Genomic DNA, 20,681 nt, shown 5'->3' on the forward strand with positions numbered 1-20,681 from the left:
TAACATCAATGACATGCGGGTTGGCCTTGAGGCCGGATTGCGTCGCCTGGATAAGCCCGGGCTATGGGGTTGCACCAATTCGCGAGAGGCGGGCCTTCTTGTGAAGCGCCCCGGCTAAACCGCCTCCGGCACATCCTCGCTGCTGTCCAGCGCCACCTGGCGAATGGACAGGCGAATCTCCGCCGGCAGTACGCGCTTGGCTGCGCCTTCAGAGAGCTCGCCGAGCAGCGGGTGATGGCTGAGCTTGCCTGCCGCATCACGGTGCAGCACGCCCTGGTCGAGCAGGGTCTGGATGAAGTGGCGGAACAGGCTCTTGTCGAAAAATTCCGGGGCATTGAGGCCGTGGAGGATCGATAGGCGCTGGGCCATCACGGTACACAGGTCTTCCAGTTCTTCGGCGCTGATCGCATGTTGGCCGGCGTTGAGCAGCAGCGCAGTGGCCATGTAGAAGCGTTGCAGGGTCTGGGCGATGGTGCGCGAAAGCAGGGTTAGCAGGACGAAGTGGCGCGAACTGGGCACCGGGCGTACATAGACGCCAGCCTCGAAGGTGAGCAGGCCCTGCTCGACGAAGGCATCCAGCCATTGGTCGACCACCGCATCCAGTTGCTCCAGGTCCCAGCGGATGAACAGTTCGGCCTGCAGGTAGGGATAAAGCGCACGGGTATAACGCAGGATCTGTTCGCGACTCATCCGCGCGCTGCTCTGAAAGAAGCTGGTCAGCAGAGCAGGCAGGGCGAAAATATGCAGCACATTGTTGCGGTAGTAGGTCATCAGGACGGCGTTGTGTTCGTCCAGATAGAGAATCTTGCCCAGTGCATCGCGCTGTTCTGCAAGCAGGTCCATGCCCTGCACGTATTCGATCAGCGCCTGGCCATCGCCCTCCGGCAGGGTGGTGTGCGGCGAGTAGGGCACGCGGCGCAGCAGCGCCAGGTAGAGGTCGAGCACCCGCGCCAAGGCGCGTTCGTCGAGGGCCAGCTTGCTGGTGGAGAGCAGCGCCAGCGCCACCAGATTCACCGGGTTGATCGCTGCCGCTTCGTTGAGGTGCCGGGCCACACGCTCGCTGAGCTGGTTGGTCACCTCATTCAGCCAGGTCGGGCGGTACTGCGTGCCGTAATCCTGGGCGCGCCAGCCAGGTTGCTGCTGATCGAGGAATTCGGCCAGCTTGATCGGCTCGCCGAAGTTGACCCAGACCTGGCCAAAACGCTGCTTGAGCGCACCTATGACTTTGAAGATGTCGAAAATCGACTCCTTTTTCTTGCTTGCCCCGCGCAACTCGCCGAGGTAGGTACGGCCTTCGAGTACTCGCTCATAGCCGACATACACCGGCACGAACACTACCGGCAGGCGGTGGCTGCGCAGGAAGCTGCGCAGGGTGATGGCGAGCATGCCGGTCTTCGGCTGCAGCATGCGCCCGGTCCGCGAGCGCCCGCCTTCGACGAAATACTCAACCGGGAAGCCTTTGCTGAATAAGGTGTGCAGGTATTCGTTGAATACGGCGGTGTACAACGGATTGCCCTTGAAGGTGCGGCGCATGAAGAAGGCGCCGCCCCGGCGGAGCAGGCCACCGATCAGCGGCATGTTGAGGTTGATCCCGGCAGCGATATGCGGTGGGGTCAGGCCGTTGCGAAACAGCAGGTAAGACAGCAGCAGGTAGTCGATATGGCTGCGGTGGCAGGGCACGTAAACCACCTCGTGGCCCTGGGCAACCTCCTGCACGCCCTCGATATGGTTGACCTTGATGCCGTCGTAGATCTTGTTCCAGAACCAGCTGAGCACCAGTTCGAGAAAACGGATCACCGTGTAGGTGTAATCCGAAGCGATTTCATTGCCATAGCGCAGGGCCATGGCTTCGGCTTTGTGCAGCGTGATGTGTTCGCGCTCGGCTTCTTCGATGATCGCCTGGCGCACCTGCGGGCCATGCACCAGGCCCTTGACCAGGTTGCGCCGGTGCGAGACGTCCGGGCCAATGACCGCGGCCTTCTGGTTGCGAAAGTGCACCCGCAGGATGCGCTGGACCATGCGCAAGGTACGTTCGTGGCCCTTGTTCTGCTCGACCAGCTCGCGCATGTGAATCGGCGTGGAGAACTGCACGCGGGTCTTGCGCCCCAGAATCAGGATGCTGGCCAGTCGGCGCAGGCGCCCGGTGACTGCCCAGCTATCGGCGAACAGCAGCTTCCAGGCGCTGGTTTCCCGATCCGGCGACTGGCCCCAGAACACGCTGACCGGAACGATCTGTGCGTCGTCCACGGCATGCTGGCTAAGGGCGCTGACCAGGCGTTGCAGGGTCGGCGAGATGCCGCGCTTGTCCTGGCGACCCAGCCAGTCCGGTTCCAGCGTTAAATAGAAGAACGCTGCCGGCTCCAGCAATTCGCCGACTGCCACCGGCAATACCGGGCGCGGCAAGCCAGCCTTGCGACACTCGGTATCGACCACCGCCAGATCACTCCAGGATGGCAGTTGCAGCACATAGAACACCGGCTTGCTGCGGTCGAGTTTGAGGGTGAAGGCCGATTGGTTGATGGTTTCCGAGCGCACCCAGAGGTACAGCAGGCGGCGCAGGGTACCGAACACGAGGCGGTGAAGCGGGGAGCGGGTCATACAGAGTCTGCTGGCTGTGCAAACGAGCGATTGCTCGGGGCGGTTAGTGTGCCGGATCGGCGGGCTGCCGGCAAAATCTTGTAACTGCTTGATTCTTTGAGCGTAGGCCGGGTTAGCGGCGGGGCATATGCTCGAGTAAAACCCACGTTTAAGTTCGTAGGATGGGTTGAGCGCAGCGATACCCATCAGCGATTCATGCCCGCGGGCTAATCCAGCGCGCAGGCAAAGTTGCACCGTGAGCAGGTCGGGTTAGCGGTGCAGGCCGCTGGATCATAGGCCGTTGCGTCATTAGGGCGCTGCGTCAGCAGGCCCAGCGCCATGATGGGTTACGCCGCGCCTGAAAGGCTGTCCTGCCAGGAATCGCCTGGGCGGCTAACCCATCCTACGGGCAGGGACAGTTCGTAGGACGCGGGCCGCGCCGTTCGTAGGATGGGTTGAGCGCAGCGATACCCATCAGCGATTTATGCTCGCGGGCTAATCCAGCGCGCAGGCAAAGTTGCACCGTGAGCAGGTCGGGTTAGCGGTGCAGGCCGCCGGATCATAGGCCGTTGCGTCATTCGGGCGCTGCGTCAGCAGGCACGCCGCCATGCTGGGTTACGGCGCATCAAGCATGGCGCGGTGGTCACTATGCTCACCCACGCCTAACCCGGCCTACGTGGTTGGCATGCCCGGCAACCAAGGGCTGGCAGGGCAACCTCCCCAGTGTCCTGGCTTGCATTGACCATGGCCGACTCCTTATAGTCCGCCGGCACTTAAACACCCGGCCTGCGCCTGTAGGGGTAGCGAGCTGGGCCTGTTACCGCAATGGTGAAAGGTCATGATTGAAATAACAAACCTAACCAAGCGTTTTGCGCAGCACACCGTAGTGGACGACCTGTCCTTCAGCGTCGCGCAGGGGGAAGTGTTGGGGTTCCTCGGGCCGAACGGTGCCGGCAAGTCCACCACCATGAAAATGCTCACCGGTTTTCTTGCGCCAACCTCCGGCACGGCGAGCATTCTTGGTTTCGATATCCAGAAAGACACCCTCAAGGTTCAGCGCCAGATCGGCTACTTGCCGGAAGGTGCGCCCTGTTATGGCGACATGACGGTGCGCGGTTTCCTCGAGTTCATCGCCGAGGTGCGCGGTTTCAAGGGTGCGGCTAAACGTGAGCGGGTGGCCAAGGCTGTCAGCCAGGTTGAACTGGAACAGGTGCTGGAACAGTCGATCGAGACCCTTTCCAAGGGCTTCAAGCGCCGCGTCGGCCTGGCACAGGCCATCGTGCATGACCCCAAGGTGCTGATCCTCGACGAGCCCACCGATGGCCTCGACCCGAACCAGAAGCACCAGGTGCGTAAGCTGATCCAGAGCCTGGCCCACGACAAGATCGTGATCATCTCCACCCATATTCTCGAAGAAGTGTCTGCCGTGTGTACCCGTGCGGTGGTAATCGCCAACGGCAAACTGCTCGCCGATGGTACGCCGCTGGAGCTGGAAAGCCGCTCGCGCTATCACCAAGCGGTAACCCTGGTGGCCGCAGAGCCGCTGGATAAAGCGGCGCTGGCAGCATTGCCGGGCGTCATCGGGGTGGAAGAGAACGCGCGCGAGCACAGCCTGAGTGTGCTGGCCAAGCCGGGCGAGGTGATCTTCCCGCAGGTCAATGCACTGATCGTGCAGCGCGGCTGGCGGGTTAAAGAATTGAATGTCGAGCGCGGTCGGCTGGACGAAGTGTTCCGCAGCCTGACCCGTGGGGAGGTGCTATGAGACAGTTACCGGTACTGTTCAAGCGCGAGCTGGCGAGCTACTTCAGCACGCCGCTGGCCTATGTGTTTATCGTGATTTTCCTGGTGCTGTCCGGGGTGTTCACCTTCTATATGGGCGGTTTCTTCGAGAGTGGTCAGGCCAATCTGGCGCCGTTCTTCGGCTTTCATCCCTGGTTGTACCTGTTTCTGGTGCCGGCGATTGCCATGCGCCTGTGGGCTGAGGAGCGCAAATCCGGCACCATCGAACTGCTGATGACCTTGCCGATCACCCGCTTCGAGGCGGTCACCGGCAAGTTCCTCGCTGCCTGGGCCTTCGCCGGCTTGGCGTTGCTGCTGACCTTCCCGATGATCATCACCGTCAACTACCTGGGCGAGCCGGACAACGGCGCCATCGTCACCGGCTACATCGGCAGTTGGCTGCTGGCCGGCGCCTACCTGGCCATTGGCTCGTGCATGTCGGCGCTGGCGAAGAATCAGGTGATTGCCTTTATCCTCGCGGTCAGCGTGTGCTTCCTGTTCATCGTCAGTGGTTTTCCCATGGTGCTCGACGGCTTCAGTGGCTGGGCGCCGCAATGGCTGATTGATGCAGTGGCTTCGCTGAGTTTCCTGACCCGTTTCGATGCCATCAGCAAAGGCGTGATCGATCTGCGCGACCTGCTGTATTTCCTCACCCTGATCGCCGCCTGGTTGGCTGCGACAGCGGTGGTCATCGATCTTAAGAAAGCCGACTGAGGGTGCCCATGAAAAAGCTGATGGTTTCCGGCGCTGGGCTCGTCTTCATCGCCCTGGCGTTTCTCGCCTTCAACCTGTTTTCCAGTCTGAGCCTGACCGGTGCACGACTGGACCTGACCGAACAGAAGCTCTACACCATCTCCGCAGGCACTCGGCAGATTCTTGCCGATCTAGACGAGCCGGTAGAGCTGAACTTCTTCTACTCCGACACTGCCTCCAAGAACCTGCCGGCGCTGCGCACCTATGCCAAGCGCGTTGAGGAAATGCTCAAGGCCTACCAGCGCGAGGCGGACGGCAAGCTCAAGCTGAAGATCATCGACCCGGCGCCGTTCTCCGCGGAGGAGGACCAAGCGGCCGAGTTCGGCCTGCAGGCCATTCCCCTGCAGCAGGGCGGCGATTCGCTGTACTTCGGCCTGGCCGGCAAGAATGCCGAGGGCACGACCCAGGTGATCCCGTTCTTTGCCCTGGACCAGGAGGAGTTTCTTGAGTACGAACTCAGCCGCCTGGTACAGAGCCTGGCCAAGCCCGAACGGCCAGTGGTCGGCGTGCTGTCCGGGCTGCAGATCAATGGTGGTTTCGACATGGCCTCCCGCCAGCCGACGCCGCCGTGGATGCTGATGGAGGAAGTCCGCCAGCTGTTCCAGATCGAGAGCCTCAAGGCCGACGTTGATCTGATCCCCGAACATGTCTCGGTGCTGCTGCTGGTGCACCCCAAGCAGTTGCCGGAACAGACCCTCTACGCCATCGACCAGTTCGTGCTGCGCGGCGGCAAGTTGCTGGCCTTTGTCGACCCGTTCAGCGAAGCCGATACCCAGGCCGAGATGCCCGGCGAGAGGGTCATCGACAAGTCCTCCGACCTGCCTGAACTGTTCAAGGCCTGGGGCCTGCGCATGGTGCCGGACCAGGTCCTCGGCGATGGCTCCTACGCCATGTCCGTGAGCATGGGTCAGGATCGCCGGCCGGTGCGGCATGCGGCCTGGCTGAGCCTGCCGAAGAACGCCCTGGATCAGGACGACATCAGCACCGCCGCGCTGGAAACCATCACCGTGGCCACCGCCGGCATACTTGAACCGCTGGAGGGCGCCAAGACTCGTTTCATCCCGCTGATCCAGAGTTCGCAGTACGCCATGCCCTTCGACGTGAAGCGTTTCGGCATGCTGCAGAACCCCGAAGAGCTGATCCGCGAGCTGGAGCCGACCGGCGAGCGTTACACCCTTGCTGCACGCCTCGACGGCCCGGCGCTATCGGCCTATCCAGACGGCATCGAAGGGCGCAAGGACGGGCTCAAACAGACGGACAACATCAACGTCATCGTCGTCGCTGATACCGACATGCTCACCGACCGCATGTGGGTGCAGGTGCAGGATTTCTTCGGCCAGCGCATTCCGCAGCCTTGGGCAGACAACGCCGGTTTCGCGATCAACGCCCTGGACAACCTGACCGGCTCCGAGGCGCTGATCAGCGTGCGCTCGCGCGGACGCTTTACCCGTCCGTTCGAAGTGGTCGAGTCGATCCAGCGCGAGGCCGAGGTACGTTTTCGCGAGAAGGAGCAAGTGCTGCAGGCGCAACTGGCAGACACCGAGCAAAAGCTCGCTGCGCTGCAGAGCAGTGACGACCCGAGCCAGGTGCTGGAGTTGACCTCCGAGCAGCAGGCTGCGCTGCAGCAGTTTCTTCAGGAAAAGCTGAAAATCCGCAAGGAACTGCGCGAGGTGCGCTACCAGTTGAACGCCGATATCGAGGCGCTGGGTCGCACCCTGAAGTTCGTCAATATTGCCCTGGTGCCCTTGCTGCTGACCCTTGGCGTGCTGGCGCTGTGGCTATGGCGGCGGCGCAAGCACGGCTGACCGGGCAAAGGCCCGCCGGGATTACGGCTTGCGTGCGATCAGTACGGCGCGAGTCGGAGCCGGCAGGCCTTCGAGGGTGCGGCTGTGATCAGCCGGGTCGAGGAACTCCGGCAGCGACTGAAAGCGCATCCAGTCAGTCGCGCGCTGTTCCTGCACCGAGGTGGTGTTGACATCCACGCAGCGCACATCGACAAAGCCGGCACGGCGCAGCCATAGCTCCAGTGCCGGCACCGATGGCAGAAACCAGACGTTACGCATCTGCGCGTAGCGGTCCTCGGGTACCAGCACCTGCTGGGCATCGCCTTCCACCACCAGGGTTTCCAGCACCAGCTCGCCGCCCTTCACCAGGCAGTCTTTCAAGTCCAGCAAGTGATCGATTGGCGAGCGCCGGTGGTAGAGCACGCCCATGGAAAACACCGTATCGAAACCCTGCAGCTTGCCGGGCAGTTCCTCGAAGGCCAGCGGCAGGTGCCAGGCCTGCAGGTCGGGCAGGTAATTCTTGATCGCCAGGAACTGGCAGAGGAACAGCCAGTTAGGATCGATGCCAACCACGCTGTCGGCGCCGGCACCGAGCATGCGCCACATGTAGTAGCCGTTACCGCAGCCGACATCCAGTACGCGTTTGCCCTTGAGGTCGAGGTAGGGCGCCACGCGCTGCCACTTCCAGTCCGAGCGCCATTCGGTATCCACCTGCACGCCGAATAGATCGAACGGGCCTTTGCGCCATGGGATCAACCCCTGCAGTGCGCTCTTCAGCTCAGCTCGGGTGTTTTCGTCGCAGGCCCCGCCGAAGGTGAAGGCCGTCAACAGCTGCAATTGTTCGACATTCAGTTTTGGCAGTGCCTGAACGGCGCCATACCAGCGCTGCAGGTCGCCATGACCGATGGCCAGCTTGGCGTCGATCTGACCGGGCAGGCCGGCTGACCAGTCTTGTAGTGGGGTGCCCGCGAGGGCGGCTTGCAGGGCGTCGAGGTCTAGGCGGCTGATCATGGCAGGGCAATCAATGAGGCGAAGTTAAGGCACTGGAACCACGGCACCACCTTGCTGAAGCCGGCGGCCAGCAAGCGTTCGCGGTGCTGTTCCAGGCTGTCCGGGAGCATGACTTTCTCGATGGCGCTGCGCTTTTGCGCTATTTCCAGTTCGCTGTAACCGTTGGCGCGTTTGAACGCGATATGCAGGTCGCCGAGCAGCTGCTGTTGCTCGGCATCCTCGAAGCGCAGTTTTTCCGAGAGAATCAGCGCACCGCCGGGCAGCAAGGCCTGGCGAATCCGTGTCAGCAGGGCCAGGCGCTGTTCGGGCTGGATAAACTGCAGGGTGAAATTCAGCGCCACCAGCGAGGCCGGCTGGAACGTCAGGCTGAGAATGTCAGCCTCGACCACCTCGACGGGCAGCAGCTCCTGGAACATCGAGTCCTGGGCATGCAGGTATTCGCGGCAGCGTTCGACCATGGCGCTGGAATTGTCCACCGCGATCACCCGGCAGTCTTCGACCTGGACATGGCGGCGCAGGGCCTGGGTCACTGCACCGAGGGAGCTACCGAGGTCGTAGAGCACGCTGTGCGGCTGGGCGAACTGGCCGGCGAGTACGCCGATGTTCTCGACGATGGTCGGGTAACCGGGCACCGAGCGCTTGATCATGTCCGGGAACACCCGCACCACGTCCTCGTTGAAGGCGAAGTCCGGCACCTGGGCCAGGGGCTGGGCGAAGAGACGGTCGGGCTGTTTTTTCACGGTGGTTCCGCACAAGGTCGAGAAAGCCGGCGATTTTAGCGTGAAAGTCGCGCAGCGACGACGCCCATGTGAACGGTTGGCCTGTAGCACGCTGCCGCCGCCCAGACGTCGGTTGAGTTAGCGGCGCTAATATTCCCCAGCAAGCCACACCTCCCCGCCGCCACGTAACCCAACACCGCGGCAACAGGCCTACCGCCAAAGGTGATTACTTCAATTGATCGGAGAAATATTCACCCGCGCCCTGCAGCGGGCCCAGCGGGTTGCGTTTGACTTCAAAATGACGAATGTTCGGCTCAGCCATTGCTGACTTTGTGCACCAGGGTGTCGTCTACCAGCACGAACACCGCACGGAACGACCAGCCCTGCAACGCCCGTTGTTTGCGGAAATTGAATACGTCAGCCCAGAAACTGCCGACCCGTTGGGTGTCGGTCTTGGTGAATTCAAAGGCGTAGCCGATGCACTTATCCTTGGCCTCCAGGCATTCCAGCAGGCCGTCCGGCAGGTAGTCGATGGGGATATTCGGCTGCACGAACATCAGCCGCACGTCGATGAACGAGAGCATCTTGCCGTTGCCATGGGCCAGTGGATCAAAGCCCAGGGAGAACAGTTCGGCGCGACTGGTCTTGCCATTGATGGCCTGGGAATAGCGCATTTCTGCATCCAGGTAATCAATGAATGGTGACTGCACTTCGGCTCGTTCGCTGGGTAAAAGGCTGCCGCATCCACTCAACCATGCCAGCGCCATGCCCACCAGTGCTTCACGCCATAGCCGCGTCATGTGGTGTGCCTCGCAAGTAGAACCCGTGTATTTGCTATAGCCGATTAAACCGGGTTCTGCTTGCCCTGCGAGGACAACATTGACGGCATGAGCGTCGCCGACAATGCTGCCGGAGAGCCGCAACCAGGCGGTAACGGCCGAGTAGGGCGCTCACGCGGTTTTACTTGACCCTGATCGGGCAATCGAAGGTTTTTGCCGGGGCGACCTCGGTTTCCCAGGGCCGTTGATAGGTCAGCAGCAGGTGGCCTTCGCCGGCCTGTCGCGCCAGGAAACGCCACGTTGACTGGCCGGCACTGCCGATCAGTCCGGCGTCCTCAGGATTGCTGTAAACCTCGGGGCCGAGGCTATCGAGCAGGCTGCTGGCGCCGTCACGCAGCACCCAGCGAAAACCGGTGGTGGGGTTGCTCGGCAGGGTCAGGATCACTTGCTGACCGCTGCGCAGGCTCAGTGGACACTGGCTTTGCTGGTGCACATTGAGGCTACCGGCTTGGTGAGCACAGCCGCTCAACAAGACGAAGCCGAGCGGCAGTAACAGGCGATGGGCGTTGGGCATGGTGAACTCCTCGGTCGGCAAACGCCTGCCAGCATAGCCGCTGTACAGGACAAGACGTAAGCCGGTGGAGGCTGTTGTAGCCGAGATTCATGGAGCCGGCGCAGCGTAATCCCAGGCCGCCGCCCTCCTGGGTTGCGCCGCGATTTATCCGGGTGCGAGGGCTGGGTAGGGTGGATGACGCTGTTTTCATCCACCACCGCTATGGGTGGATGGGTAAAGCGTCATCCACCCTACGATCTTGCAGCGCCTGCATAGGCACAGGTGAACTAGTCGAACAACACCTTGGCCACATCGCTGTAGCGTTTGGCGAAGTGCACGGTGAGGCCTTCCTTGAGGTAGTCCGGTAGTTCCTCGTAGGAGCCGCGGTTGGCTTCCGGCAGGATCAGCTCGAAGATTTTCTGCCTGCGCGCGGCGATGACTTTCTCGCGCACCCCGCCAATTGGTAGCACCTGGCCGGTGAGGGTCAGTTCGCCGGTCATGGCCACGCCTTTTTTCGGCGCCTGGTTACGCGCGATCGAGAGCAGGGCGCTGGCCATGGTCACGCCGGCGCTGGGGCCGTCCTTGGGTGTGGCACCTTCAGGAACATGCAGGTGGACGAACGCCTGGTCGAAGAACCCCGGCTCGCCGCCGAACTGCTTGAGGTGCGAGCTGATGTAGCTGTGGGCGATTTCTGCCGACTCCTTCATCACCTCGCCCAGTTGGCCGGTGAGCTTGAAACCGCGGTTCAGCGTGTGGACGCGGGTCGCCTCGATCGGCAGCGTCGCGCCACCCATGCTGGTCCAGGCCAGGCCGGTAATCACGCCGACGCCGGACAACACCTGCTCGCGGCGGAAGACCGGCATGCCGAGGTAGGCTTCCAGATCCTTGGGGCCGATTTTGACCTTGCTGGCGGGGTCGTCGAGCAGCTTGACCACCGCCTTGCGCACCAGCTTGCCGAGCTGTTTTTCCAACTGGCGTACGCCGGCTTCCCGAGCGTAACCCTCGATCAACGCCCTGAGCGCAGTATCGCTGACGCTCAGGCGGTTCTTCGGCACGCCAGCCTTGGCCAGCTGCTTGGGCCACAGGTGACGCTTGGCGATGGCCAGCTTCTCCTCGGTGATGTAGCCGGACAGGCGGATCACCTCCATGCGGTCGAGCAAGGGGCCGGGAATTGAATCCAGGGTGTTGGCAGTGCAGATGAACAGCACCTTGGACAGGTCCAGACGCAGGTCCAGGTAATGGTCGAGAAACTCGACGTTCTGCTCCGGGTCGAGGGTTTCCAGCAACGCCGAAGCCGGGTCGCCCTGGTAGCTGCTGCTGAGCTTGTCGATCTCGTCGAGCATGATCACCGGGTTCATCACCTCGACCTCTTTCAGCGCCTGCACCAGCTTGCCGGGCAGGGCGCCGATGTAGGTGCGGCGGTGGCCCTTGATCTCGGCCTCATCGCGCATGCCGCCGACACTGAAACGATAGAACGGCCGCCCGAGGGATTCGGCAATCGACTTGCCGATGCTGGTCTTGCCCACGCCGGGCGGGCCGACCAGCAGGACGATGGAGCCGGCGATCTCGCCCTTGAAGGCGCCGACGGCGAGGAATTCGGTGATCCGTTCCTTGATGTCGTCCATCCCGGCATGGTGCTGATCGAGCACCTGGCGGGCGTGCTTGAGGTCGAGCTTGTCCTTGCCGACGATGCCCCAGGGCAGCGCGCTGGCCCAGTCCAGGTAGTTGCGGGTGACCGCGTATTCCGGCGAGCCGGTTTCCAGGATCGACAGCTTGTTGAGTTCTTCATCGATGCGTTTGCGCGCCTGCTCGGGCAGGGTCTTGCCCTGCAGGCGCAACTCGAACTGCTCGATGTCGGCGCTGCGGTCGTCTTTGCTCAGGCCCAGCTCCTGCTGGATGATCTTCAGCTGTTCCTTGAGGAAAAACTCACGCTGACTGCTGCCGATTTTGCGATTGACCTCCGCCGACAGCTCTTTCTGCAGGCGCCCGACTTCCACTTCCTTGCGCAGCAGCAGCAGGACTTTCTCCATGCGCTTGAGCATCGGCACGGTATCCAGCACTTCCTGCAATTGGTTGCCGGGTGCACTGGTCAGGGCTGCGGCGAAATCGGTCAGTGGCGAAGGGTCGTTGGGGCTGAAGCGGTTCAGGTAATTCTTCAGCTCTTCGCTGTACAGCGGGTTAAGCGGCAACAGCTCCTTGATCGCGTTGATCAGCGCCATGCCGTAGGCCTTAATCTCGTCGCGCGGGTCGGCTGGGCTTTTCGGGTATTCGACTTCTGCCAGGTATGGCGGCTTGCGGCTGAGCCAGCTGCGGATACGCACGCGGGTCAGGCCCTGGGCGACGAATTGCAGCTTGCCGCCTTCTTCGCTGGCGTGGTGCACCCGCACCAGGGTGCCGTGTTCCGGCAGGCTGTCGGGGTCGAAGCTGGCGCCGTCGGCTGGCGGGTTATCCATATAGAACAGTGCCAGGCACTTGTGCGCGGTATTGGAGACGCGCTCCAGGGTTTTGCCCCAGGGTTCCTGGTTGACGACCACCGGCAGCACCTGGGCCGGGAAGAAGGGCCGGTTATGAACCGGGATCACATACAACGTGTCCGGTAATTGCTGATCGGGCAACGCAAGGCCATGGCTATTCTGGTCGGTTTTGCTGGCTTGCTCTGCGACGATATCGATGTCCTGTGGCTCGTTCATGCGGCACCTTTATTTGCACGTTACATGCTACATGGGGCGGTGCGGCGCGCTTTTCAATCAAACCACAGCAATACGCGCCATAAGCTATCCCCCGTCGTCCAGCGCGCCGCGCTGTCGCGCAGCAACCAACCTGCGGCGCAAAGCCTCGTGCGCCCGCTAGCGGATGCCCGCAGCCGTCAACCAATACATCAACAGGGTCGGCCACTGCGCCTGCCGCTGGTCGCCGAGGATGACGGTTGCCCATGCAACTGGTTAAAGTGCCAGCACTCTCTGCGGAATTATCGTTGCAATGCTCAAAGCACGCCTACTGCGCCTGGATGACCAGGCCCACGAACACACCCACGATCACCACCAGTTGGTGCTGTCGTTGATTGGCCGTGCGGAGTTCGAAGTCAACGGCCGTGGTGGTGAGGTGTGTCGCATGCGTGCCTGCCTGGTACCCGGCGATGCCGATCACCAGTTTGCGGGCATGGGCGACAACCGCATGCTGATCATCGACCTGAATGAGCAGGACACCTCCAGCGAAGACCTGGCACTGCTCACCCATCTGTTCGAGACGCCGCGTTACCCGCAGCTGGATGCCGACTTTCAGAACCTGCTGAGCTACGCCGGCGCCGAACTCGAGCGCTATGGCAGCGATCCGCTGCTGGCGCGCGCCCTGGGTGGTGTGCTGCTGCGTGCGTTGCACCTGCGCCTGTTCGGCGAGCAATCCGCTCGGCTGCCGGGGGCGCTGAATCTGGAGCGGCTGGACGGCTACATCATCGAACACCTGGCGCGGCGCATCAGTGTCGCCGAGTTGGCCCAGGTCGCGTGCCTCAGCCCGAGTCATTTCCATGCGCAGTTCAAGGACAGCGTCGGCCTGACGCCCCATCAATACCTGCTGAAAACCCGCCTCGACAGTGCATCTCGTTTGTTGCGCGAGAGTCATTTGCCGTTGATTCGGATCGCTGAAGAGTGTGGCTTCTCCAGCCAGAGCGCACTGACCACCGCCATGCGTCGCTACCTTGGCCTGACCCCCAAGCGCCTGCGCGGCGCCGAGTAGCGTCGTCGCTCACTGTCCTACGGCTTTCGCCAGCGCAAATGCGTGATCTTCTGCGCACGTCCAGCTAGTCTTGTGCGCATTCGATCTACGAGTCGCCAGGAAGGCGAAAATCTCAGTGCGGTGCGGATGGCGCCAATCACAAGTGAGCCGTATGAACAGACCTTTCCTCAATTCGTTTCACGCCGTGTTGCTTGGTCTGCTTGGCGCGATCAGTCCAGCACTGTGGGCCGCCAGTTTGCATGCCGAGCTGGTGGACGCCCAAGGCCAGCCGCTGGCCAATGCGGTGCTCAGCTTGCGCGGCCCTCTGGGTGCGAATGCTGCGCCTGCGCCGGCACTGATGGACCAACAGGCCCAGCAGTTCGTGCCAAACGTGCTGGCGGTGCGCAGCGGCACCACGGTGTCGTTCCCCAATAGCGACAATATTCGCCACCATGTGTATTCCTTCTCGCCGGCCAAACGCTTCGAACTGCGCCTGTACCAAGGCACGCCCAGCGAACCGGTGCAGTTCGACACGCCCGGGGTCGTGGTACTCGGCTGCAATATCCACGACTGGATGGTCGGCTATGTCTACGTCACCGACGACCCCTGGTTTGCCGTGAGTGACGCGCAGGGCAGGGTGCAATTCGACACCTTACCGACCGGCAATTACAGCGTCAGCCTGTGGCACCCCCAGGCTCCCGACATGCTGCCGCAAGCTGCAGGTGAGTTGCTGTTGAGCGAGCAGCCCAGCCAGCAGCGCTTTACCCTGGCCATGCAGGCACCTGCCGCGCTGACCCCGGCGGCGCCGTCGAGTGCCTTTGGCGATGCCTTTAAAAAAGCGGCGCATGATGCTGCCCAATAGTTTTCAGGCGCGCATTACCAGTGTGTTGATCCTGCTGCTGCTGGTGGTGGTCGGTGCGTTGTATGTCGCCGTGCAGACCGCCACCAACGTGGCGGTGCGCAGCCAGGCCCGTGAACAACTGGATGTTGGTACGCGGGTTTTCGAGCAACTGCTCGATGTACGCGGTCGGCAATTGCACGATGCGGTGCAGGTGCTGGCCGCCGACTTCGGCTTCAAAGCGGCGGCTGCCAGTGACGACAGCGCCACCATTCGCTCGGCGCTGGCCAACCATGGCGCACGGATCAATGCCAGCGCAGTGATGATGCTCGGCCTCGATGGCAGCCTTGAAGTGAGCACCGACCCGCGCATCAGTGGGCAAGTCGCCGCGCGCCTGAGCGACCAGGTGATGGCGCAACAGCGAGCTGGCGCGCAGATATTCCTGATGCCGATTGGCGACAGCATTTACCTGCTGGTCCAGGCCACGGTCAACGCCCCCCTGCCGATCGCGCGGGTGATGATGGGTTTTAAAGTGGACGAAGTCTTCGCCCGCGAACTGCGCGACCTGACCCTGCTGGAGCTGACCCTGGTCGCCAGCCAGGCTGACCAGCCAGCGATCTGGATCAGCACCCTGTCGGCCGCAACCCAAGCGTTGCTGCAGGACGACATGCAGGTTGAACTCGCCGCTGCAGACGACATGATGCTGGTCGGTGCAGAGCGCTACCTTGGCCAGCGCCTGGTGCTCGCCAGTGGCGATGGCTTTCAGGTCCAGGCCCTGCTGCACAAATCCATGACCCAGGCGCAGCAAGCCTTTGCCCCGCTCGACCGGAATATTTTATTGATCGCCCTGGCCGCACTGCTGGCCTCACTGGGCGGTGCCTTGCTGCTGGCGCGCACCATTTCGCAGCCGGTGCGGCGGCTGGCTGCCGTGGCCGAGCGGGTAGGTCAGGGCGATTACCAAATGCCCCTGGAACTGCACCGCAGCGATGAGTTGGGCAGCCTGGCCAAGGCATTCCACAGCATGCAACTGAGTATTGCCGAGCGGGAACGGCAGTTGGCACACAACGCCCTGCATGATCCACTAACCGGCCTGCCCAATCGCACTCTGGCGCTGGAACGGCTCGGCAGTGCGATTGCCGCCGGCCGTCCAACGGCGTTGCTCTACGTGGGTGTCGGCAACTTGCGTGCAGTCAACGACAGCTGCGGGCCGGGTGCCAGCGACCTGGCCCTGCAACAGCTCAGTCAACGCCTGCAAGGCAGCCTGCGTCCCGGCGACAGCCTGGCTCAACTGATGACCAGCGAGTTGCTGCTGTTGCTGGAAAACAGCGACGGCGACAGCGCAATAGTAGTGGGCGACCGCTTGCAGCAATTGCTCAGCCAGCCTCTGCTCATCGGCAATCAGGAAGTCATGCTGGATTGCTGCGTCGGCATCGCCGCTTTCCCGGCCGATGGCGAAACCCCGGATGACCTGCTGCGGCGCGCCAGTATCGCCATGCAAGACGCTGCGCAACTGCCCGGCCGCCTGCAAATGTACGAACGTGGCCGCGACGCTGCGCATCAGCGGCAAATCCGCTTGATCCGCGACCTGCGCCTGGCCCCGGACAACGCCGAACTGCTCCTGCATTACCAGCCCAAACTGGATATCGCCGCCGGCCAGGTGCGCCAGGCTGAAGCCTTGTTGCGCTGGCAGCATCCACAACTGGGGATGATTTCGCCGGGTGAATTTATCCCCCTGGCCGAGCGCACCGGCAGCATCCAGAGCCTCACCGCCTGGGTGATCGAAGAGTCCTTGCGTCAGCTGCGCGAATGGAATGGTCGCGGCCTGCACGTACAACTGTCGCTGAACATCTCTACCGAAGATCTGGTCGACCCCAAGTTACCGACCCGCGTCAGCCAATTGCTGGCGCGCTACCAGGTGCCGGGCGAACAACTGATATTCGAAATCACCGAGAGCGGAGTGATGGTCAACCCCACCCTGGCCTTGCAGGTGCTGCATGACCTGCGCGACCTCGGCATCAGCCTGTCGGTGGACGATTTCGGCACCGGATACTCCTCGCTGACCCAGCTCAAACGCATGCCGGTACAGGAGCTGAAAATCGACCAGTCCTTCATCCGCGACCTCGACGACGACAGCGAAGATGCAGTGATCGTCCGCTCGACCATCGACATGAGCCACAGCCTGGGCCTCAAGGTAGTTGCCGAGGGCGTCGAACTGGCCTGCAGCCTGCGCTTGCTCGAACGCTGGCAGTGCGATGCCGCCCAGGGTTACCTGATCAGCCGCCCACTGCCGGCCGCCGCCTTCGAAGCCTGGATCGCCCAGCCGCTACAACCCCCCGTGCGCAAACCATCCTGAGCCGGCTCCCGCGTCGGTTATCCGCATGTCCACGTGCCTGCCTGCAAATACACCTGTAGGCGCAGCCCACGCTCGCGAACCCAGCCTATGCCCCAGTCCCCCATAGGAGCGCAATGCTGCTCACTTAAGCGGCCATCTCTGGGCGCCTGTCGTAGCCATGCACCCACCCGTAACCCGGATGCAATCCGGGAGCGATTTTCAAGCGCCAGACTTCCCCCGGATTTCATCCGGGCTACAAAAAATGCTGCTCACTTGGCTTAAGTGAACAGCATTGCCGTAGGAGCGGGCCATGCCCGCGAAGCCAGGCACGACTCCCTATACGGCCTGGCGGTTTTTTGCACAACCCACGGTCGATACCAGGCTTGATCACAACCACGTCGAGCCCTGCGCTGTCAGGCCGCAGGAACCTCTGCTTGGCGCGGAACACCCACTGCACTATGCTCGGCCGAGCCAAGGGAATGCCAGCCAACCCCGCCTATGCGGCAAGGACCGCCGTTATTCCCTGTCTTTTGTCATGCAGTCGCCAGCCTCGTCGTGCGCAGGGGAGGGCGGTAGCGTGTCTGCCCCGAGCAATGGGAGGCCACTATTAACTTTCTTGATCTGCCAGGCCCCCGAACACCTGCTCAAGTAGCCCGGGTTGAGCGCAGCGATACCCGGGAGAAGATACCCCGGGTGTCGCCATGCTCGACCCAGGCCACCAGTCGATGGGCGGGGCGTAGACGCCAACCCGCTTGATGTGCGCTGCGCCGTCAGAACAGCTACCGGGATAACCCGCGCTGGAGTCAATTTTCAAGCAATCCGAAACCACCCCTGACGGTCTCTCACCCTGCAACACGAAGCGCCCAATCACCTAAGTAGCCCGGGTTGAGCGCAGCGATACCCGGGAGAAGATGTCCCAGGTGTCGCCACGCTCGACCCAGGCTACCAACCAATGCGTGTGGCGTAGCCGCAAGCCCGCTGGATAGGCGCCGGGCTGTCAGGGCATTACCGGGATAACCCGCGCTGGCGTCGACTTTCAAATCATTCGACTCTGCCCCTGATTGTTTCACCGCCAAGCCCGGTCCAACGGACTCAACACAGCCAGCCCGCCACGATTCAACACATGGGTATAAATCATCGTGGTTTTCACATCTGAGTGGCCCAGCAACTCCTGCACCGTACGAATATCCTGACCGCTCTCCAACAAATGAGTGGCAAATGAATGACGCAGCGTATGCGGCGTGGCTAGCTTCACAATATCAGTGCGCCTGATTGCCGCCTTGAAGCCGCGCTGCACGCGCTTTTCATCAATATGGTGTCGCCGCGTTTTACCGCTTCGTGGATCAACCGACAGCCCTGCCGCCGGGAACATATATTGCCAACACCACTCCTGCGGCCCCTTGGGGTACTTGCGCTCCAGCGCGAACGGCAAATAGACATCACCTCGGCCCGCCTCTAACTCTGCTGCATGCCGCGCCCTGACAACGGCCAAATGCTGCTTGAGCGGCACAACCAAACAGCGGGGCAACACTGTCACGCGGTCTTTCATCCCCTTGCCATCACGCACCAGGATCTCGCCCCGATTAAAGTCCACGTCTTTTACCCGCAGGCGTAACACCTCCATCAAACGCATGCCCGAGCCATAGAGCAAGTTAGCCACCAGCCAAATCTCGCCGTCCAGTTGAGCCAAGATCCCCTGAACCTCCGTAATGGTAAGTACCACAGGCAAGCGGCTCGGTTTTTTAGCCCACACCACTTCGCTAAGCCATGGCAAATCAAGCTTCAGTACTTGCTTATAAAGAAACAAAAGCGCCGCCAACGCTTGGTTCTACGTGGACGCGGAAACATGCTTACGCACCGCCAAATCCGACAAAAACGCTTCAACCTCCACCGCCCCCATCTCGCTAGGATGCTGATAATGGTGAAATCGAATGAAGCGCTTTACCCACTCGCAATAGACTTGCTCAGTGCGAATCGAGTAATGTTTCAAGCGAATCTGCTCACGAACCGGGTCGAGCAACCGAGGCTTTCCGTCCATGGTGTATAACTCCCTTTTTTGTTGAATCACAGCCGCAGCCCTGAGACTAGACGGCCCAGCACGACTCGACAAGAAGGTTATCCACCACGCCCTGAAAAGCGTAACGACACCAAGTGGTGTCTATTTAACGTTAGACGTTCATGTTTCCAAAGCTTGTTTTTGTAATGCGTACATCCGTAACAACGCACGTTTGCTTTCGAGGTTTTCACGGTTTGAAATTTTCATTGCCTGAACTGACGCCCGTTATATTTGCGGCATTTTTCAACACTGCGTTCAGGTCGTTAAATTGCAAACATTGGATTTATCGCGTTTCATCCGTTGCGTCATTTTTGTTCGCAAGGCCGCACGATTGCTTTCGGGGCTTTCTCGGGTTTAGTTTTGCGGTTGCTGTGCGTACGCAGGCTGCCATCGAGGCACGTTGAAATTGCGGACTATCAGTTGCATTGCAAACATTAAATTTTTTGCGTTTCGCCAGATTAATCGCGCAACGCGTTACAAGCTTGAAAGCGGTGCTTTAAATTATGCGTACATCCGAGCGTCTAACAAATGGTATATGGACTCTTCCCACAAGTAGTGAGCAAAGCGTTGCTTTTGCACCTGTCGTCAGCGCGGTTGCATTCGTATATCCGGCCTGTTTTTGGCTTTTCCGCCCTGGCCATTCTGTAGTTCGCGCAGCGGGGGCCAAGCGTTCAATCGATCCCTGGGATCATCGTTGTTATCGGCCTTGTTCCGCTGCAGGACTCGCCTGTTCCGACAGTGCTGCTGCTCACCACAACCACAAGAAAACCATCACTCCTTACTGATTACCCCCGCCGTCAGGCGGGCTTTACGCTTTGCCAGTTACCGCTGAAACGCCGCTCATGGCACCACACCGCCCAACAGATCCTGGCCAATTTGTTGGCCAACGCCACAGCCGCTTTGTTGTGGCCGATACGGGCTGCTGTCTCGACGGCCCAGCGTTGTAACTGGGTTAGTTTTTCTGGCGTGCGGGCCTGACAGCGTTGTGCGGCCAGCAGTGCTGCTCGGGAGCCATGGATTAACAGGGTGCGCACATAGACGTTGCCCTGTCGGCTGATATGACCGAGCTTGCGGCGGTCGCCGCTGCTGAACTCACGCGGTGTCATGCCCAGCCAGGCACTGAGCTGCCGACCATTGGCAAAGCGTTCAGGCTTGCCGACAGCCGCGGTCAGGGCGCTGGCCGTTAGCAAGCCAATACCGCTGACTTCATCGAGTTTGCGAACTATTTCATCGTTAGCGTGCCAACGTTTTAGCTGCTGCTCGCACTCGGCCATGCATTGTTCGTGCAGGTTGATTTCCGCCAAAACGATATGCAGTTGATGACTCAAGGGGGCGAGCTCTGGGCGGTCAACCAACTCATGGGCGGCGCGGAGAAACGCGGCGGTGGACGCCGGGGCTTCGATGCCCGCCTCGCGCAGGATGCCGCGCAACAGGTTGATGCGTTGAGTGCGGCTTTTCTTCCAGGTCTCGCGCAGCCCATGCAGTTGCTGCAGCTGTTGCTGCTCATGGGTTTTCACTGGCACCGGATAAATATCCTTGCAGCGCGCCGCCTCTAGCATTGCGTCGCAGTCGTTACGGTCGGTCTTGTTGCGCCGGCGATAGGGCCGCACATAGCGGGGATGGATCAGTTTTACCGAATGGCCCAGATACTGCGCCACACGACCCCAGTAGTGGGCCGTACCACAGGCCTCCATCACCCACTCGACCGGCTCGGCCTGCTCCTGTATATATCGCCTAAACGCCTCTCGGTTCAGCCGCTTACGCTGCACCACCTGGCCGGAACGGACAC

General features: G+C 61.4%; 12 protein-coding genes and 2 pseudogenes. 6 read left to right on the plus strand and 8 right to left on the minus strand.

Annotated features, from left to right (window positions below; all coding sequences use genetic code 11):
* Nucleotides 1–114: 114 nt before the first annotated feature.
* Complete coding sequence (gene plsB / locus Q8K09_RS02675) at nt 115–2,598, minus strand: glycerol-3-phosphate 1-O-acyltransferase PlsB (protein WP_305253480.1); 2,484 nt, start codon at nt 2,596–2,598, stop codon at nt 115–117.
* A gap of 817 nt (nt 2,599–3,415) precedes the next feature.
* Here plsB and Q8K09_RS02680 point away from each other — a divergent pair.
* The 3 genes from Q8K09_RS02680 to Q8K09_RS02690 are packed head-to-tail and all read left to right on the plus strand — an operon-like array spanning nt 3,416 to nt 6,914.
* On the plus strand, nt 3,416–4,339 hold the full coding sequence (locus Q8K09_RS02680; RefSeq protein ID WP_305253481.1) for an ABC transporter ATP-binding protein: 924 nt from the start codon (nt 3,416–3,418) through the stop codon (nt 4,337–4,339).
* The gene (locus Q8K09_RS02685; RefSeq protein ID WP_305253482.1) at nt 4,336–5,070 is read left to right on the plus strand and encodes an ABC transporter permease subunit; all 735 of its coding nucleotides are present in this window, start codon (nt 4,336–4,338) and stop codon (nt 5,068–5,070) included. Before Q8K09_RS02680 ends, Q8K09_RS02685 begins: the two co-directional genes overlap by 4 nt.
* A gap of 8 nt (nt 5,071–5,078) precedes the next feature.
* Complete coding sequence (locus Q8K09_RS02690; protein ID WP_305253483.1) at nt 5,079–6,914, plus strand: Gldg family protein; 1,836 nt, start codon at nt 5,079–5,081, stop codon at nt 6,912–6,914.
* Between the two features lie 21 nt (nt 6,915–6,935).
* On the opposite strand, the gene cmoB is transcribed toward Q8K09_RS02690, so the two are convergent.
* From cmoB to lon, 5 genes and pseudogenes are all read right to left on the minus strand, one after another.
* The gene (cmoB, locus tag Q8K09_RS02695; protein ID WP_305253484.1) at nt 6,936–7,904 is read right to left on the minus strand and encodes a tRNA 5-methoxyuridine(34)/uridine 5-oxyacetic acid(34) synthase CmoB; all 969 of its coding nucleotides are present in this window, start codon (nt 7,902–7,904) and stop codon (nt 6,936–6,938) included.
* Complete coding sequence (gene cmoA, locus Q8K09_RS02700) at nt 7,901–8,644, minus strand: carboxy-S-adenosyl-L-methionine synthase CmoA (RefSeq protein ID WP_305253485.1); 744 nt, start codon at nt 8,642–8,644, stop codon at nt 7,901–7,903. Before cmoA ends, cmoB begins: the two co-directional genes overlap by 4 nt.
* Nucleotides 8,645–8,849: 205 nt before the next feature.
* A pseudogene (locus tag Q8K09_RS02705) lies at nt 8,850–9,423 on the minus strand (hypothetical protein).
* Between the two features lie 160 nt (nt 9,424–9,583).
* The gene (locus tag Q8K09_RS02710) at nt 9,584–9,976 is read right to left on the minus strand and encodes a protease inhibitor I42 family protein (protein ID WP_305253486.1); all 393 of its coding nucleotides are present in this window, start codon (nt 9,974–9,976) and stop codon (nt 9,584–9,586) included.
* A 266-nt stretch (nt 9,977–10,242) separates the two neighbouring features.
* Nucleotides 10,243–12,645 (minus strand): endopeptidase La, encoded by a 2,403-nt coding sequence (gene lon, locus Q8K09_RS02715; RefSeq protein ID WP_305253487.1) that lies wholly within the window; start codon nt 12,643–12,645, stop codon nt 10,243–10,245.
* A gap of 289 nt (nt 12,646–12,934) precedes the next feature.
* On the opposite strand from lon, the gene Q8K09_RS02720 reads away from it, so the two are divergent.
* From Q8K09_RS02720 to Q8K09_RS02730, 3 genes are all read left to right on the plus strand, one after another.
* Nucleotides 12,935–13,687: an AraC family transcriptional regulator gene (locus Q8K09_RS02720; protein WP_305253488.1), complete on the plus strand. Its 753-nt coding sequence runs from the start codon at nt 12,935–12,937 to the stop codon at nt 13,685–13,687.
* A 151-nt stretch (nt 13,688–13,838) separates the two neighbouring features.
* Entirely contained in the window at nt 13,839–14,528 is a 690-nt protein-coding gene (locus Q8K09_RS02725; protein WP_305253489.1) for a methylamine utilization protein, read from the plus strand.
* A complete protein-coding gene (locus tag Q8K09_RS02730) occupies nt 14,512–16,857 on the plus strand; it encodes a bifunctional diguanylate cyclase/phosphodiesterase (RefSeq protein ID WP_305253490.1) in 2,346 nt (781 codons plus the stop codon). Before Q8K09_RS02725 ends, Q8K09_RS02730 begins: the two co-directional genes overlap by 17 nt.
* A 1,045-nt stretch (nt 16,858–17,902) precedes the next feature.
* Here the strand turns inward: Q8K09_RS02730 and Q8K09_RS02735 are convergent.
* Nucleotides 17,903–18,874: pseudogene (locus tag Q8K09_RS02735) on the minus strand (integron integrase).
* An 815-nt stretch (nt 18,875–19,689) separates the two neighbouring features.
* Nucleotides 19,690–20,681 (minus strand): IS110 family transposase (locus Q8K09_RS02740; RefSeq protein WP_305253491.1); only part of this gene is annotated, 992 nt, incomplete at its 5' end.

Origin of the sequence: Pseudomonas sp. (genome assembly GCF_030683065.1) — a bacterium.
Taxonomy (GTDB): Bacteria; Pseudomonadota; Gammaproteobacteria; order Pseudomonadales; family Pseudomonadaceae; genus Aquipseudomonas.

Coding starts and splice junctions, on each gene's coding strand:
- plsB (WP_305253480.1), bottom strand. CDS start 2,598: ATGACCCGCTCCCCGCTTCACCGCCTCGTGTTCGGTACCCTGCGCCGC.
- Q8K09_RS02680 (WP_305253481.1), top strand. CDS start 3,416: ATGATTGAAATAACAAACCTAACCAAGCGTTTTGCGCAGCACACCGTA.
- Q8K09_RS02685 (WP_305253482.1), top strand. CDS start 4,336: ATGAGACAGTTACCGGTACTGTTCAAGCGCGAGCTGGCGAGCTACTTC.
- Q8K09_RS02690 (WP_305253483.1), top strand. CDS start 5,079: ATGAAAAAGCTGATGGTTTCCGGCGCTGGGCTCGTCTTCATCGCCCTG.
- cmoB (WP_305253484.1), bottom strand. CDS start 7,904: ATGATCAGCCGCCTAGACCTCGACGCCCTGCAAGCCGCCCTCGCGGGC.
- Q8K09_RS02710 (WP_305253486.1), bottom strand. CDS start 9,976: ATGCCCAACGCCCATCGCCTGTTACTGCCGCTCGGCTTCGTCTTGTTG.
- lon (WP_305253487.1), bottom strand. CDS start 12,645: ATGAACGAGCCACAGGACATCGATATCGTCGCAGAGCAAGCCAGCAAA.
- Q8K09_RS02720 (WP_305253488.1), top strand. CDS start 12,935: ATGCTCAAAGCACGCCTACTGCGCCTGGATGACCAGGCCCACGAACAC.
- Q8K09_RS02725 (WP_305253489.1), top strand. CDS start 13,839: ATGAACAGACCTTTCCTCAATTCGTTTCACGCCGTGTTGCTTGGTCTG.
- Q8K09_RS02730 (WP_305253490.1), top strand. CDS start 14,512: ATGATGCTGCCCAATAGTTTTCAGGCGCGCATTACCAGTGTGTTGATC.